The 16,013-nt window shown below is 44.5% G+C and carries 14 protein-coding genes; 1 reads left to right on the top strand and 13 read right to left on the bottom strand.

Annotated features, from left to right (window positions below; genetic code table 11):
• Position 1 precedes the first annotated feature (1 nt).
• From AAAA78_RS05430 to AAAA78_RS05405, 6 genes are all read right to left on the bottom strand, one after another.
• Positions 2-904, bottom strand: a complete 903-nt coding sequence (locus AAAA78_RS05430) for a hypothetical protein (protein ID WP_295906220.1) — start codon at positions 902-904, stop codon at positions 2-4.
• Positions 905-916: 12 nt separating this feature from the next.
• The gene (locus AAAA78_RS05425; protein ID WP_340590776.1) at positions 917-2,596 is read right to left on the bottom strand and encodes a microtubule-binding protein; all 1,680 of its coding nucleotides are present in this window, start codon (positions 2,594-2,596) and stop codon (positions 917-919) included.
• Between the two features lie 198 nt (positions 2,597-2,794).
• Positions 2,795-3,709, bottom strand: a complete 915-nt coding sequence (locus tag AAAA78_RS05420; protein ID WP_340590775.1) for a hypothetical protein — start codon at positions 3,707-3,709, stop codon at positions 2,795-2,797.
• Positions 3,710-3,796: 87 nt separating this feature from the next.
• Entirely contained in the window at positions 3,797-3,991 is a 195-nt protein-coding gene (locus AAAA78_RS05415; protein ID WP_340590774.1) for a DUF5522 domain-containing protein, read from the bottom strand.
• Positions 3,984-4,535, bottom strand: a complete 552-nt coding sequence (locus AAAA78_RS05410; RefSeq protein WP_295905843.1) for a GNAT family N-acetyltransferase — start codon at positions 4,533-4,535, stop codon at positions 3,984-3,986. The genes AAAA78_RS05415 and AAAA78_RS05410 overlap by 8 nt, the downstream gene beginning before the upstream one ends.
• A gap of 20 nt (positions 4,536-4,555) precedes the next feature.
• Positions 4,556-4,966: an RrF2 family transcriptional regulator gene (locus AAAA78_RS05405; RefSeq protein WP_295905842.1), complete on the bottom strand. Its 411-nt coding sequence runs from the start codon at positions 4,964-4,966 to the stop codon at positions 4,556-4,558.
• Positions 4,967-5,146: 180 nt separating this feature from the next.
• Here AAAA78_RS05405 and AAAA78_RS05400 point away from each other — a divergent pair, with 180 nt between their 5' ends.
• Entirely contained in the window at positions 5,147-5,788 is a 642-nt protein-coding gene (locus tag AAAA78_RS05400; RefSeq protein ID WP_295905841.1) for an NAD(P)H-dependent oxidoreductase, read from the top strand.
• A 14-nt stretch (positions 5,789-5,802) separates the two neighbouring features.
• Here the strand turns inward: AAAA78_RS05400 and AAAA78_RS05395 are convergent, their stop codons facing one another.
• The 7 genes from AAAA78_RS05395 to AAAA78_RS05365 all read right to left on the bottom strand — a co-directional run bounded on the left by AAAA78_RS05395 (position 5,803) and on the right by AAAA78_RS05365 (position 15,964).
• Positions 5,803-6,351: an NADPH-dependent FMN reductase gene (locus AAAA78_RS05395; protein WP_340590773.1), complete on the bottom strand. Its 549-nt coding sequence runs from the start codon at positions 6,349-6,351 to the stop codon at positions 5,803-5,805.
• Between the two features lie 50 nt (positions 6,352-6,401).
• A complete protein-coding gene (locus AAAA78_RS05390; protein WP_340590772.1) occupies positions 6,402-7,235 on the bottom strand; it encodes a DUF6662 family protein in 834 nt (277 codons plus the stop codon).
• A 183-nt stretch (positions 7,236-7,418) separates the two neighbouring features.
• A complete protein-coding gene (gene smc / locus AAAA78_RS05385; protein ID WP_340590771.1) occupies positions 7,419-11,006 on the bottom strand; it encodes a chromosome segregation protein SMC in 3,588 nt (1,195 codons plus the stop codon).
• 265 nt (positions 11,007-11,271) lie between these two features.
• Positions 11,272-11,793 (bottom strand): hypothetical protein, encoded by a 522-nt coding sequence (locus tag AAAA78_RS05380; RefSeq protein WP_340590770.1) that lies wholly within the window; start codon positions 11,791-11,793, stop codon positions 11,272-11,274.
• A 189-nt stretch (positions 11,794-11,982) separates the two neighbouring features.
• Positions 11,983-12,450 (bottom strand): ankyrin repeat domain-containing protein, encoded by a 468-nt coding sequence (locus AAAA78_RS05375; protein ID WP_340590769.1) that lies wholly within the window; start codon positions 12,448-12,450, stop codon positions 11,983-11,985.
• A gap of 82 nt (positions 12,451-12,532) precedes the next feature.
• Positions 12,533-13,162 carry a LysE/ArgO family amino acid transporter gene (locus AAAA78_RS05370; RefSeq protein WP_340590768.1) on the bottom strand — a complete coding sequence of 210 codons (630 nt, stop codon included), beginning with the start codon at positions 13,160-13,162 and terminating at the stop codon, positions 12,533-12,535.
• Between the two features lie 177 nt (positions 13,163-13,339).
• Positions 13,340-15,964 (bottom strand): RCC1 domain-containing protein, encoded by a 2,625-nt coding sequence (locus AAAA78_RS05365; RefSeq protein WP_340590767.1) that lies wholly within the window; start codon positions 15,962-15,964, stop codon positions 13,340-13,342.
• Positions 15,965-16,013 lie beyond the last annotated feature (49 nt).

Below are 16,013 nucleotides of genomic sequence, written 5' to 3'. Positions count from 1 at the left end.
ACTAAGCTCCTCGGGCCACGGGCGCCTTCCCAATTTCTTTATTCAGAGCATCCTCTGCCAACGCTTCTACGGCATCACGATGTTCATCAAAAGGTCTTTCATGGGCAGGGAAATTATTGTTATCGCTGCGATACCAAAGAAGGTCTAATGCACTTTCAAAACGATCGACCATCGACACATAAGATCTTTCAGGAGATAAGATCGTATTCGTCACGTGCGAAAGCAACGAGAAGATAATACCGACGATAGATGTCTTCATCGCAAAAGAGATTTCATGAAGGAAACGGTCCATGATGTTTTTGGTATTCTCAAGATCTTGCAGATTCATTGTTCCTAGTTCCTGCAAACCACCGGCGATCCCGATGAAAGTTCCCAAGATACCAGCCACGACGAAAAGACCTGGCAAGATTGAAATCAAATCATTGATTCCCACCATCGGCAAAACGCCAAACACACGGTTGAAACAAGGATTATGTTGCAAAGTTGCTTTTGTGATGTTGAGAAGTTTTGGATTTCCTTCGTTCCATTTTAAAAATTTCAACTGTTTTAAAATGTCTTTCACCAACCACGCACACCCCTGGCGCACCAAGAAGACGCGGTCACTAGTGGACATTATTGAATCCGGCTTTCTGCGTTTCATACGGTCGCGGATTTCAAAAACCTCGTAATAAGTTCTTTCCAGGATTTTTTTTGATAAGACATAGAAAGACACGTTCTCCGATTTTCCGGGAACCTCGCCCTCCATATACTGATTTACACGTTTTTCAAATTCCCGTGCAAACCATTCGTGGCGACGAACGGTGTAATAAATAATGCTTCTGAAGAACAGCCCCACTAAAAACACGCCCGCCATGCAGTATGGGAGCATTATTATAAAATATTCTGCCAATGCCTTTGTAGTCACAACCCACCCCTATTACTTTTTAGTATCCATGCTGAAACGAATGATAACTCTTTGAGCTTTCTTACAATCATTTTGCTTACAGAACTCCGCCGCAGAAGCGATATTGCGGTTCTGTACTTTCATCACTTCCAAGAAACTTCGGCCTGAGACTTTCATCAAAGAAAGAAGCTCTTTTTGGTGATCAAACTGAACGTTTTGTTGATCCAGCATATAAGTGAAAATAGAGTTCGCGCGACGGTAGCTCAGATCCATATTGTACTTGAGGGCCACTTTATCTTCGGCCTTAGAACTTTGTGGATCGATAAAACGACCTTGGTATGTTGGAGAAGCAAAACCAATGATCTCCACCGCAGAAATTTTGTCAGACACTCTAGGGTTTCCAAACAGCGATTTGGAATAAATCGGCATCGCTTTTTCAAGCACGCCTTTCATTTCCTTTTTTAAACGATCGGAGTCGCTGTCAAAGTAAGCCTGGCCGAAATCCAAAACCACGTCACCTGTTTGTAAATCGATATCAGCTTTGACACCGGCCTTAGCAAAACCGCGTTGGATTTCTCCGGCCACCATTTTTCGCGCTTCGATTTCAGCTTTCGCTTTGGCAAGCTGTCCTTGTGTATCGCTCAACTGCCCTTGTAAGGCTGCCACTTTTTGTGCGCCCGCTTGGCGCTCCGCCATCAGGCCCGCATGAGCTGCTGCCAGCTTCTGGGCCGCCGCTGCTTTTTCGGCGGCTAAACCTTGTTGCAAACCCGCTTTTTCCGCAGCAAAGCCTGCCTGCATCCCTGCTTTCTCTGCGGCGAATCCCTGTGACATCGCAGCCATCTTAGCTTGCGACTCGGCTTTCGTTTTTGAAAGAGTTCCCGCGAGATATTTTGCTTCCTGCTCTTTTTCTGTCAGCATGCCTTGAGTTTTTGAAAGCTCTCCCTGAACTTGTCCCAACTGCGCACTGGCTTGCTGTAATTGTGCTTGATATTGCGCATTCACATTTGCAAGCTGCTGAACCTTTTGATGGTTCTCAGCACGAGCTTGAGCCATCTTCTGCTCAAACAGGTTTTTTGAAAGTTTATTCATTTTATAAGCGTAACGAAGTTCGTTCACACGCTTTTGCAATGCTGCCTGCGTTTCCTTGATTTTGTTTTCGCCCTGAGCGATGAGTTGTTTTTTCGATTGAATATCCTGGTTCAACTCAGTGATAGTTTGTTCCTGGCCTTCGATCTCGACATCTTGTTCTTTGATCAAATCATCACGGTTGATGATTTTCGCCTTCGCCATTTTATTAGAATTTAAAACGTTGCGAACCATTTGTTGGTATTTATTAAGAGCTTTGACTTTTTTTTCGTTTTCAAGTGCTTCTTGCACTAAACGGTCTTTTTCGCTCTTCGCATCTTCTTGCAAGAGAGTGAGCTTATCCATAAGCTCCTGATACTCTTGGGCCTCGTCCTTCGTGGCTTGGTTTTCGATATAGTCATTCTTGACTGATTCATACATTTTCAATTGATGCTCCAACTCTTCCACTTTCATGGAAAGCTTTTGGTTCTCAATTTGATTTCGCAATCCTTCTGTTCCTGTTCGAAGACTGGCTGTCACATACAATAAAAGAAAAATCGTACTCAAGCCTAAAAACAAATCCGAATAGGACGTCCAAAAACTATCTTGCGAATGATGTTCCTTATTCTTGTTATAATTAAAAGACATAACAGTCGCACCCCACCTGCAACAAGGATAGCAGGGCTTGCGGGAAGCATGGTGCCTCAAAAACAGAATCTTGTGTTTTTCTTTAAAGAAAAGTGCCAAAGTCCTGGACAGGCACCTCTGTTGCGCGGTCTATTTCAAAGAAATCTGACAACACTTTTTTCACTAAATTAAGAAATGGTCAAAGTATCTCAAAAATTTCTATTTCGCTCCCCGAGACGGGCGTGGCGTTGGGATTGGTACTTGTGCTACATGCGAAGATTTTTCTTCAGGCGACGGAGCCGCTTCAACAACGTCGTCATCGTCGTCTTCATCGTCTCCATTATCAGGTGTGATAACGGCATCTTCATCTGTCTCTACTTCAGCCACACTTCCTAAATCCGATGGACGAGGGATTGGGAGCGGAACAACCGAAGGCGTTTCGGGGTTCTGATCATCCGAATTTCTGTCGCAACTTGAGATTTTATGGTTCGTATTTGGAAATAATTTTTTAGACATGAACTCAAAAGCTTTAGGACATTTTTGTTCTAAAAGATCCGGATAGACGACGTAAGCCTCAAAAACTTCCGCGAACTCTTCGTTGAATTTTGAAGCAGCATAACCGGTGATGCGGCAGCGCGTGCGCCCCGTGAAGCTTTGATATTTTTGATACACGCCTGAGTTTCCAACTTTATGTCCCAACTCGTGCATCATACGTCCGACATTGGTGCCCTTGGGTGAGCCTTTAGGACGACGGACATTGATAGATGTCGCGCCTTGATTCCATTTTCCAGTCGCCGTAATAAAATTATAATTTTGGCGCCACGGAATCGGCAATGGATCACCTAAAAGATTTTCTACTTGAGCAATGCCTTTTGCGAGAGCGGCCACTTCCTGCTCTGAAGGATTGCCGGAATATTTAATTCCGTTGCGGCGAAGAATTTCTTTCGGAGTTGAATCGTGATCCGGAACGCACGAGCCCTTTGCTGCCACATCATAGCGATAGACAGTGTAAAAGCCGCCGACTGCGTTCGCCTTGCGAGCTAGAGAGATTTCTGGCGACAGAAACATAGTTGCAATTAGAGACAGTTTTAAAAGAACGTCTTTGCAGTCTGCAAGTGCTAACTTGTTTTTCACTCAAGATCTCCCTGTTTTGATTTCGGGTGTATGAGATTTATGAATGCAAGAAGCAATCCCAAGCAACGTTTCTAGTTGAAACACTTTTTAGTTTTGAGAATCTTCGTCGTTGGATTTTTTATTGATGCCGTAAGGACAATGACGGCAGCCCGACTGACAACAATGACCTCGGCGCTTATGAAATAATTCCGTGAACACCATATAGCCTGTGTCGGGATCAATGTACGTATCCTCTCCTCTTTCACAGGCTTTTTCGTGAAGTTCTGAAATGCGTTTATCCATTGCGGAGTTTCGCGTAGATTAAAGTATCGCGGCGCTGACCGTTTTCAATACTGTGTTTACGAAGACGGCCCTCCAAAGTGTAGCCGCATCTTTCCGCTACGGCTCCTGACTTTGCGTTCATTCCTGAGCAGCGAATTTCGATGCGATAAAAGCCGACATTAAAAAGTGTTTTCTCCAAAGCTTGAACCGCTTCGCTAATAAGACCTTTGCCTTCGAATTTTCCTAAGATCCAGTAACCAATTTCACAACGGTTGTGATCCCAGGCAATTGTGTGAACGCCGACATTGCCAACGTAAGTATTTCCATCGTTAAGGAAAACTCCATAGTCGAACATTTTATAGTCTTTCCATTGACGATGGGTCATCTCAATATAGTCGCGTTCATCATGAATGCCTTTAGTCCAAGCAACCCATGGCAAAAATTTACCAAGACGCTCGCGATCCTCATCAACATAACGAAACATGATTTCGGCTAAATCAAGACTGTGCTTCCTTAACGTGATTCTTTCGGAAGTAATCAGTTCAGGAAGAAATTGAGGAATCACACGGGCCTCGCTGACAGTCTTTATTTAATCTTGGAAGTGAGTTCGGAAAGACGAATGTTAGAAAGATAATTCATAGAGTTGATTTCAATACCATTGACGACTTCATCAAGAAGTTTTCCCATATTGCAACTCACTAAACACTGCTTCGCAGGTTCTTTATCCGGAGTCGCAATCAACTTCTTATCACAGACCGCGGTGTAAATATCTTTAAGAGAAATTTCTTTAGCGGCTTTTGAAAGGCGCACTCCACCGGCTTTTCCTTTGAAGGACTCAAGAAGTCCCGCCTCAACCAACTTTGCAACCAAACGGCGAATCACTGTTGGATTCGTGCGAATGCTATCCGCAAGCTGTTCTGACGTCATCAGCTCGCCCTTGTGAAAAGCCAGCGCCGTCATGATATGAACTGAGACAGAGAATCTTTGATCAACCATGCTTTGAGCATACCCTAAGCCTCAAAAATAAACAATCTTAAGGACCTAAGGTCTCTTTATTAGCGATTATAAGGAGGCCTCACTTTAAATGTGCGTTTTACTGTTGCATTTAGATTTAAAGCCGCCTATATTGTGCTTGTGTCTGTTACATTAAGACTCAAATGCACTGGAGTGATGAATATGAATCATGCGAACATTAAAGAAGCCCTAGAATGGCGATACGCCACAAAACGCTATGACGCGACAAAAAAGATCTCAGACAATGACTGGAACCTTCTAAAACAATCGTTGCAGCTTTCCCCCTCCTCGTACGGCGTGCAACCTTGGAAGTTTCTCGTGATTGAAAATCCTGAGATCCGCGAAAAATTAAAAGCCGCATCTTGGAATCAAACCCAAGTGACGGACGCAAGCCACTATGTAGTTTTCTTGTACAAACCTGAGATTGATCCACCATTCATTCAAAAGTATGTCGATCGCATCGTCGAAGTTCGTAATGTTCCGGCCGAGTCTTTGGACGGCTATAAGAACATGATGATTGAAAATCTGGCGAAAGCTCCTGAGGAGAAAATCCGCGTGTGGTCGCAACGCCAAGCTTATATTGCTATGGGGTTCCTGTTGCAAACCGCTGCATTGTTGAAAATCGATGCGACTCCGATGGAAGGTTTAGATCCTTCGGCGTACGACAAAATTCTGGATCTTGAGGGTTCGGGTTACAAAACCGTTGCTACAGTCGCTTTGGGATATCGACATCCTGAAGATTCTTTCCAAAATCTCAAAAAAGTCCGCTTCGCTGAAGACGCAATTATTCAGTACGTGAAGTAGATCCCGCCTTTTACCTAACGGATGCCTTTTTCAGCGGTGGCCTTAACCAACGCGTTCACCCCAGACTTTAGGGCCTCTCTTAAAGAGGCATCCGTTATCTTTCCTTTTTCATCCAACTTTGTTCTTACCGCAGAAACGCTGACGATGGCGTCTTCAATGACATGCTTTCCAGAAAGCACATTTAAAACTTCTTTCAAAGCTTCTTGCGCATAAGTCGGTCCCGTCGGAGACGGTGAAGCGTTGATCAAGCCCACGGGCACACCGTCAAGATCCCCGCTGCTGACAATCCAATCGAGAGCATTTTTTAAAGTTCCAGGAATTCCGTGAGCATATTCGGGGCTGCACACTAAAAGTGCGTGGGATTTTTTTAGTTCATTTCTGAAATTTTGAACTGTATCAGGAGGAGTTTCTGAATCTAAATCAGGATTGAAATGCGGAAGTGAGGCGAGGCCTTCATAGAAAACGATTTCTACGTCTAGCGGAACCAACTCAGTCGTGGCTTTCAAAAGAAAGGTGTTTGTTGACTGAGCACGAAGACTTCCGGAAATAGCTAAAATACGCACAACGCACCCCTTGGTTTAGAGGTACGCCGTACCTTTTTGTAATGCAATGTTTATTCAGCTAAAGGGATGCCGAATTTGAAACGAACTTGGAATTTTTCTTTTTCATCCAAATTTAAATCAGCATCAGTTTTTGGCCATGCTGAAATCTGCGGAAGCGCTGTCAAAGTCCACCAGAAATTATCAGCTGCATAGTGCACAGTCGGTCCTGCTGACCAAGCGTAGAACTCTTGTTTTGCAAAGTTCATATCTTCATATTCGAAATCGTTCACGATCTCCAAACCTACGTAAGTTTTTGGTTGAACACGGTAAGTAACACCGGCCGTGATTCCCGCTTCTAGTGAAGATTCACGCTCAGCTCCGTCGCGTTTCCACTCCGGCTCCAACTTCAAGTTCAAAACTGTGACCAATGAGTTTTCTAGGAAGTTCTTTTGCAAAATCACTTTTGCATCTATGGCTTTTTTATTCACAGGTTGGCCAGAAGAACTTTTACGCACTTCAACCTCTGGTTCCACGTAGAAGCTCAAACCGAAAGAATCTTTGTAAGGGCTCAACACATTGTAAAGGAACTCAACCGACAAACCGTTCACATCAAATTCGTTGATGTCAGCGACTTCAGGATTGCCGCTCACGTTGTTGTAAGACGTGTTTAGGTAAAGAGCCATTTGCAACTTATCAGTGATACCCGTTTCAAGTTCGAACTTAACGTCCAAAGCGTTGTACTCGCCTTCGCCTTTTCCAGATCTCAAAGTGTTGTGCTGTTCATACTCCCAAGTTCCTTTGGCATGAGTGTCTGCCACGTAAGAGTAACCAAAAAACGCTTCGCTTGCGTGAGCAGACGTAGCAAAAAACAAAGCACCTAGTGCCATCAATTTAACGGATTTCATAAATTCTCCACGAATGTATTTAGGACTCGAAACTTAAGCTCTCACCGACTACCTGACAATGACTCTCTTGTGCAAAAAGCTAATTGAGAATGTGATGAGAAATCTCCATCCACGGGGTTTAAAAAAGAAAACCCGTAGATTTCTCTACGGGTTTTAGAATTTTCAGTCTTCGATTTCTGATTCTTACTTAATATCTTGAAGAGAAACAGAAACCATTGTGGAAACACCGCGCTCTTGCATAGTCACGCCGTAAAGTTTTCCAGCCACTTCCATCGTGTGTTTGTTGTGTGTAACAACGATGATTTGTGAACGCTTCGCCATTTCACGAACAAGGTCGTTGAAACGGAAGACGTTGGCGTCATCAAGTGGAGCGTCAACCTCATCCAGCAAGCAGTATGGAGACGGCTTCACTAGGAAGATCGAGAAGACCAGCGCCACCGCCGTCAACGCCTTCTCACCACCCGACATCAAAGACACGTTTTGCGTCTTTTTGCCTGGAGGGCGTGCGATGATTTCGATACCTGCTTCGTTTTTCTCTGTTTCTTCAACAAGCTCCAACCACGCTTCACCACCACCGAAGAGCACTGGGAAGACGCGAGTGAATCTGTCGTTAACCAAATCAAATGTCTCTTTGAAACGTTTTGAGCAGATTCTGTTGATACGATCGATCACTTTACGAAGCTGTTCTTTCGCCTCTGTCAAATCTGCATGTTGTTTCGTCAAGAACTCATAACGTTGAGCTGTTTCTTCGTACTCTTCGATTGCAGAAAGATTCACTTCACCGATCTTAGACAGCTTCTCGCGAAGCTCTTTAAGTTCAGCGTCTGCCGCCATGAAGTCGCCTTCACGGTTCACGTACTTCTCGATAACGTCCGGAAGGTTCAACATGTAACGCTCGCGGATTTGATCGATCAAGTACTGCTCTTTCATCTTAGCTTGTTCAAGCTTCAATTGAGAGTCGTTCATTTTGTGCTGTCTTTCGTTACGAGCACGTTGAGAAGCACTTGCTTCTTCTTCGATCGCGCGGATAGATTCAGCCATCACTTCGTATTCGTCTTTCGTGCGAGCCGCTTGAAGTTTCAATTGCTCCACTTCATCCAAAAGACGTTCAAATTCAATTTTCTTTTCTTCTAAAAGCATTTGGCTCTCAGTCATCTGAGAGTTGTAGCCTTCAGCTTCTTCGCTCATACGAGCGAGTTGCGCTTCAAGGTCACCCAATGACTTAGAAACCATCTCAAGCTGTCTTAGAACACCTTGGTATTCTTGAGTTTTAGAAGCGGACTTCACTTGAAGATCTGTTACTTCCGCCTGAAGACCGTCGAAACCCAAACGAACAGAGTTCAATTCGTTATTCAAAGTCTCAACTTCACCCTCAAGAAGAACTTTCTTCTCGCGAGCTTCGATCAAAGCTTGGTTCAACTCTTCCATTTTTTGTTCTTGAACTTCCAATTGCTCAGTCAATTTTTTGACTTCACGTTCTTGGCGTTCCACAGCTTGTTGAGCGTTTTGAACTTCATTTTCAGCGCGTTCAAAGTCTTTTCTCAATTCCGCAACTTTGATCTCTTGATCCATTTTGCGTTTTTGAGCGCCTTCGAAATCGTTCACAACGTTGTTCAATTGCTCTTCAACTTTTTTCAAAGCCAATTGAGCCAATTGAAGCTTTCCAGCGTATTCGTCTTTTTTCTCTGACAATTCTTTGATCTCACGACGACGCTTAAGCATTCCAGAATCTGCAGATTCAGAAGAGCCGCCCGTCAAAACACCGTCAGCCGTCAACGTGTCACCGTCAAGAGTCACGAATGTCCAGCCTGTGTATTTCGCGCGAAGATTCAAAGCCGTGCGGATGGAATCAACGATCGCAACACCGTCCAACATGTAAGTGACGGCATTTTGGAATTTATCAGCCGCTTTCACCACGTCTTTCAGGATGGCTTGAACGCCTTCTTGTCCGATCGGAGCTTCAGAACGGTTGTAAGTCAAAGTTTGATCATTCGCAGACATGAAGCTGGAACGACCGGATTTTTGTTCTTTCAAATGAGAAACCGCATCAATGGCTACGTTCGCATCGGAAGACAAAAGCATTTGCAGGCGAGAGCCCAATGCTGCTTCCATAGCGACTTCGTACTCTGCCGGAACTTCAACAACCTCAGAAACCGGTTGGAAGTGAGTGACTACAGAACCATCTGCCATCAACTCTTGAGTGCGAGTTTTTTGCCACAACATCACTTGCTTCACGCCTTCTTGGAAACCCTCGAAGTTGTTTTGCAAGTTCTCTAGACCGTACAAACGAGAAGCCACTTCATTCAAAGAATCTTTGAATGATTCCACTTCTGATTTTTTCTCTGCCAAAGACTCCGTAAGGATTTTTTTGTTGGCTTCGAAAGAATCCACATCGCTTGCCAAGTCCAATTGCATTTGGCGTTCTTTATCGAGTTCATTCGTCACTTTTTTGCGACGTGATTCGAATTCAACTTGTTTTTCGCGAAGTTCATTCAATACCTGTTGTTCATTGTCCTGACGGTCCGTCAAATCAGCGATCTGTGCTGACAATGAATTCACACGGGCATCCAAAGAAGACTCCGACTGACCGACCGCGAACAACTCGCGACGTTTTGTCGTCAAATCTTCATCAACAGTGCCGATACGAGAGTTGAAGTTTTGGAAGATGTCGTTTTTCTCTGTGAAAGTCGCTGTCAATGTTTCAGCTTCTTCTTTCAACTCTGTGACTTGCGCTTCTAAAGCCGCTTTGTCACGGGCAAGCAATTCTTGGCGCGCTTGCTGTTCTTGCAAGATCGTACCCGTCATTTGCTCGTTACGGCGAGCCTGCTCAATTTCGAAACGAAGCTCTTGGATCTCCATTTCTTTTTTCTGAACAGTGCTTTGTTTTTCGAAGTGAAGATTTTGGTGCTCTTCCGCCATTTTTTCTTTTTCAAGAATTTGAAGTTTCAAAACTTCCAATTGGCCTTGAAGAGTCGAAAGGTTGGCGTCGCCTTCCACTTCCATGCTTTGTGCTTCATTGAAGATCGCTTGCGCTTCATCAGCGGCGCGCTTCAACTCAACATATTGAGCTGTCGACAACCACAAATCCAAATCTTCGATTTGGTTTTTGATATTGCGGTAACGTTCTGCACGTTGCGCTTGTCTTTGCAAAGAATCGATTTGGCGCTTCAACTCGCCGATAATGTCTTGCAAACGCACCAAGTTCTGATCTGTGGAAACCAATTTACGTTGAGATTCTTTTTTACGAGCTTTGAACTTCGTAATACCCGCAGCTTCTTCGATCAACATACGACGGTCTTCAGGTTTCGAAGTGATGATCTTACCGATCATACCTTGAGCGATGATAGAGAAACCTTTCGAGCCCGCACCTGTATCCATGAAGATCTCTTGCACGTCTTTCAAACGCGCAGGTTCTTTATTGATGTAGTACTCACCCTCGCCGCTTCTGTGCAGACGACGAGTCACCATGATCTCAGTGTGTTTGATATATTTAAGCGGGAATGCGCCACCGTCATTTTCAAGAGTCAAAGACACTTCACACATACCTAGTGGTGCGTAGCCCTCTGCTCCCCCGAAGATAACGTCTGTCATTTGTGATGCACGAAGATCCTTCGCGGACTGGTCACCCATAACCCACATGAGGGCATCAACGATATTGGATTTACCGCAACCATTCGGACCTACGATACCGGTAATGCCGGCGTCGAAGTGGATGACGGTGCGATCTTTAAAAGACTTAAAACCAATCAGTTCAATTTTTTTAATTCTCACGAAACTTCCCCTCAATACCGCCCTTGGTCTAGCTAGACTAAGGACCATTTCAATCTCGCGAGTGTTGGGAAGTATGTCAACAAGAGGCTCTTAAAAGAGGACGTGTCGCTGAAAACTTAGGCAGAGTTTATGGGTTATATTTCGCATCGCGTTTCTTTGCAACGCTCATTGTGCTTAGCTCTTATGCAAAGCGGAAGAGTTCGCAAATACAAACGGCGCACCTTGTTTGGCGCGCCGCATGTTTAAATTCGTATCTTGGGAGGAATTATTGGCAGCGAACGATTTGACCTTGTTGGTTCATCAAAGTGTAACCAGAGCAGTTCGCTTCAACACCGCAGTTCCACCAGCGGATGCTGTCGTAGTAGTAACCGCTGCACACCATCGTTTGGTAACCACCGTTGTTGTAAGTTGAGCAAAGTGATGTGTTTGCTTGTTGGATCAATTGTCCGTTCACGTTTTGGTAGCAGATACCGTTGATGTATTGGTATGAACCCGTTGAGCTTGTGCAAAGAGATGTATTTGCTTGCTGGATCAACTGTCCATTTACGTTTTGATAACAGATACCATTTTGCATGACGTAACTGCCGCCGTTGTTATAGCAAAGGCTTGTATTCGATTGTTGAATCAACTGACCGTTTACGTTTTGATAACAGATGTTACCTACTAATTGATAGGTTCCTACTGTCGTTGAACTTTTATTGTCTTTGCTACAATTCGCAAGAAGAAGAGTCATTGCTACAAGAGACAACGCTTTAAAAATTTTAGATACGATATTTAATGTTTTCATAAAATTTGTTTCCTTAATGCCTTTACCTAGAGCAAGAGGTCGGCCAACCCGTGCCAACTTTTAAATTGCACAGTCATTTCTATCAATTAGCTAACTAAGGAAAGAGTATTGAGGGCCTTGTTCCTGTCTGTTCCATGGACAATGCCGTGATTTGGCAGGCCCATTAACGTCACTTGAAAAGAAAATGTTTCATGGTGAGACGATTTCTTGAGGGTTCGTTTCTCCCAGATTTCCTCCTATATAAGGAGGAGGATCAAACGATTCGTACCACGATGACGAATCATCTTGCGACAAGAGAGCCAGCACATCTCGGCGGGCGAAGATCTTTGCGAAATCCATCGCCGTCATACCTTGCGCATTTTGAATTCGTACGTCGGCTCCTTTGGAGAGCAAAAGACTCACGATCTCTTTGAGTCCTTTAAATGCGGCTCCCATCAACACGGTATTACCTCCGTGATCTTGAGAGTTCACCGCGGCTCCATGTTCTAATAAAAGCTGCGTAGCCCTGAATTGTTGGTTGTATGCTGCCAGCATCAAAAGAGAATAGCCACGTTGGTTGCGCGCTTCCACATCGCCCTTGTTTTCAATGTATTTGCGAAGCTCTTCGTAATTGCCTGTGCGCGCGTTTTCGAAAACGCCGTGTTGTAGCTCGTCCATAACTTCCTCTTTTTCTGCTTTGGTACTTGGCTTTAGAATAAGAAAGGAATGGATTTATTTATATTCGCTTTTAAGTAATGTGTTAAAGGGCAAGCACCCAGGTCCACACTTCCCGCGCGAGTTGCAGGCCAATCAGAATTAAAATGACTCCCGCGACGATCATGACTCGACGAAGACGTTGGGCCGACTGCAAAAGAGGCCGCATCTTCGTCGCGCCCAGTCCCAGTCCGAAGAACCAGATCGCTGAAAATGTCGAAGCTCCCGCTGCGAAAACAAGTCGCGCCGAGAGTTCAGGGAATTTCGCAGAAACTCCGCCAATAAGAACAACCGTATCTAAATAAACATGGGGATTTAAAAGACTGAACGCCAGAGCTTGAAGCATGACAATTTTGTTGGCGGCTCTCCTGTGAGCATGAGTCGCTAAAGGCAACGTCACCACGCCTTCGCGGATTTTTTGAACTCCGTAGTAAAGAAGAAACAAAACACCGAGCACACCGAAGATCACTTTGATAATGGGAAAGTGAATAAAAATACTTGCTGCTCCGACAACGCCCAAGAGAATCAAAAACAAATCGCAGAGCGTGCACACCAAGGCAACCAGGGCCGGATTGTTTTTGCGCAAGCCCGACTCCAGAACAAAAATATTCTGCGCACCAAGCGCGAAGATCAAACTGCCCTGAAGTAAGAAGCCCTGGAGAAAATAAGAACTCATAAATTCTTTATAACTTTTTTATTTGAAGTTGTCGTCAATTTACACTGTGTTGAGGCGAAAGACTTATGTTTGAGGGCAAGGAGATGTCTTATGCAATACAAAAAAACTGAAATAGAAAAAGAAGTCCCAGGTTTTTCTGTGTCGAACCCACAATCAACTTGCGGCCACTGCCGCGATTCACTGAGCCGGAGACAGAATTTTTTTAGGTTTATATTGAGGAACGCCAAAATTGCAACTTCCCATACAATAAAGTTTTCCTTGCTGAGTTGCTATTAACACATTACCTCGCACCTCAAGGGTCGTCGGCATAAAGCCCCCGATCACGGAGGATGTATCAACATATGTCGGCCCAATCACACCGCCACTGACCCCATTGAATCCCTTCTTTGCATTACCCCAACAAGCCACTTTAGAATCAGCCATGATCGCGCATCCCAAGTCCCAACTGCTATAATCCGCTCGATGTTGTAATACGACCTGTGATCCTGAAAGAGAACTCAAAGAAAAGTTGGAAACCGTAGATGATGCCACGCCTCCCGTCCCCCAACATCCAAGCGCCCCGGCAGAGTCTAAAACACACCCGCCTGCCTGAATAGATGTCAACGTACCAGAATGCGTAAATGAAGAACTGGCTGTTTGCAAACTCGAATTAACATAGCCATTACCCGGCTCGGGAAACACCCCGGAATATTTAATACTAAAATCGTTTTGAATAGCCACAATTTGCTTTCCTATTGCATCAATATCTAAGAAAGCTGAAGAACTTTTTAAAATCGGAATCTCCTCATCGCTTCCGCTGTTACAAAAATAGGAAAATTGACTTCCCCAACAGTACAGTTTGTCGTCAGTTCCCAGCGCCATGAATGTTCCCAGCCACTCCGAAGATACGGCGATTTTTTTAAAACCGACGCCTCCAGGAAGATTAGTTTTACTAACTTGCACGGGAAGATCACTTTGACTGGCAGGCCCATTTCCTAGAAAACCGCTCCCCCAACAATAGGCTTCATTGTCTTCTGCTACCGCGCAAGTCAAACCTCCTCCAACAACAACCGATATAAAATTCGTCGAACCCGCGATAGTTGTTGTATTCACGAGAACAGGTTTTTCTCGGTGTATCTTATCACCCGTGCCTAAGGCTCCTTTGGCATTCCCGCCCCAGCAATACAATTTCTTAAAGTTGTCGATGGCGCATGCATGGTCGTAACTTTCGGAGACTTGGGTAAAGTAAACTCCGAATGCAAGATCACTGGTATTGATTTCATTCAGCGCTCCATTGTCGAAGGTTCCAATGAGCCCGTAATACGATCCTCCCCAGCAAAATGTCTCATCATTGGCTGTGATGGCGCACATGGTTTCCTCGTGCCCGTTCATCGCTACAATCTGCTGTGCACCGTATTCAGAAAAATCGACTTTCATCGGAGTCAAGCTGTCGATCTCACTTCCAATCCCCAACGAACCATCCCAGTTGCTCCCCACACAATAAAGATTGTATTTATTCGTCGTGAAACACGCTCGGTTATAATAACTATGCACAAGTACAGGATGTTCATCTGAGAGCAATCCCGACAGGTTCATGGGCGTAGGATTATAACTGACGTCCATGGTTCCATTTCCCATTTCTCCGCCGCCGTTTTCTCCCCAACACAAAATACGTTCCTTTGTCGTCAAGCCACAAACTGTCTTTCCCGCTCCCACATGCAGACTCGTAAAACGCTCTTCAGGCAATAAGTTCGAAGTATTAACAGCAATAGGGATGTTAGATGGCGTGGCCGTCACGTCGTCAGTAACATTTCCAAACCTCCCCCAACAATAAGCCTTACCTTCTCGAGTCAAAGCACAGGCAACACCATCACCGATATTCGCTTGTACAAAATAAGGAGACGGTGAAATATGGTCCACCTTAATGGGTGTAGGAGAAGCTGCATCCGTATTCGTTCCATCGCCGATTTCACCGTAGAAATTTCTCCCCGAACAAAGAACCCTTCCTTGATTGGTGGTAATACATAGATTTGTGTTCCACGAACCTACGTCGTGACTGATCGGAAATTCTCCAACATCAAGGGCTGAAAGATCTAACTCCACTGGAACATCCGCCTGGCTTGCTGGAAAACCTGCGCTGGAAAAATCAGAACCCCATTGATAGATTTTTCTATCAGCAGTTCTTCCGATAGTAATACTTTCTTCCGTTGCCGATATGTCCAAAAATTTTTTACTTCCAGTAATAGAACTTGTGGTTATTCTTTGTGGGCGAAACACATTAAAACCGGCAGGTATCGGTCCTGCTGCGCCACTGTAGTTTTCCCCCCAACAATAGACGTCGCCAAGCGAATCCACTCGACAGCCATGAACGTACCCCAAAGCCACTTTGTTGGAATCATAAGTTACTGAAACTTGCGCCACATCTCCCGAGTAAGCAATTTCGTTGACAACTCCGTCATTCCACTCAAAGGAGTTCTCCCGCAATCGAGGGTTCAACTCTCCCACTTCCCCATGGACATATCCTTTGAGTATGAATTTTTTTGATTCCGCAGTCTCCTCAAGGTCCCAGACCACGGGAGAGCCCGCGTTGATATTCTCAAAATCGCCGACGTCGAGAGTGTTTCTCTTTATGTCCTCAGAAAAATTTACTTCGAATTCAACGTATGGAATTTTGTTTGCAACAGATGTCGTCTCAGAATGAGATATAATTACGAATTTACCTTGTTCCCCGGCCAGCTGATTCTCTAAGTGAACGTCAACAAAACAGCCCGGACAAACCAATAAAACACTAAGCAAGAAAGTACCGAAGTAAGTGATTTTCATTTGAGTATTATATCGGCTGTTTTAAAAAGTTTGTTTAGGTTACCTTTAA

Origin of the sequence: Bdellovibrio sp. BCCA, from assembly GCF_037996825.1 — a bacterium.
Lineage (GTDB): Bacteria > Bdellovibrionota > Bdellovibrionia > Bdellovibrionales > Bdellovibrionaceae > Bdellovibrio.
Note: the sequence above shows the minus strand (reverse complement) of the source record. Positions and strands in the feature narration are given on the sequence as shown.

Bases quoted from the DNA above. Each gene is read 5' to 3' on its own strand.
- AAAA78_RS05425 (WP_340590776.1), bottom strand. From the start codon at position 2,596: ATGTCTTTTAATTATAACAAGAATAAGGAACATCATTCGCAAGATAGT.
- AAAA78_RS05390 (WP_340590772.1), bottom strand. From the start codon at position 7,235: ATGAAATCCGTTAAATTGATGGCACTAGGTGCTTTGTTTTTTGCTACG.
- AAAA78_RS05415 (WP_340590774.1), bottom strand. From the start codon at position 3,991: ATGGATAAACGCATTTCAGAACTTCACGAAAAAGCCTGTGAAAGAGGA.
- AAAA78_RS05370 (WP_340590768.1), bottom strand. From the start codon at position 13,162: ATGAGTTCTTATTTTCTCCAGGGCTTCTTACTTCAGGGCAGTTTGATC.
- AAAA78_RS05380 (WP_340590770.1), bottom strand. From the start codon at position 11,793: ATGAAAACATTAAATATCGTATCTAAAATTTTTAAAGCGTTGTCTCTT.
- AAAA78_RS05405 (WP_295905842.1), bottom strand. From the start codon at position 4,966: ATGGTTGATCAAAGATTCTCTGTCTCAGTTCATATCATGACGGCGCTG.
- AAAA78_RS05365 (WP_340590767.1), bottom strand. From the start codon at position 15,964: ATGAAAATCACTTACTTCGGTACTTTCTTGCTTAGTGTTTTATTGGTT.
- AAAA78_RS05375 (WP_340590769.1), bottom strand. From the start codon at position 12,450: ATGGACGAGCTACAACACGGCGTTTTCGAAAACGCGCGCACAGGCAAT.
- AAAA78_RS05400 (WP_295905841.1), top strand. From the start codon at position 5,147: ATGAATCATGCGAACATTAAAGAAGCCCTAGAATGGCGATACGCCACA.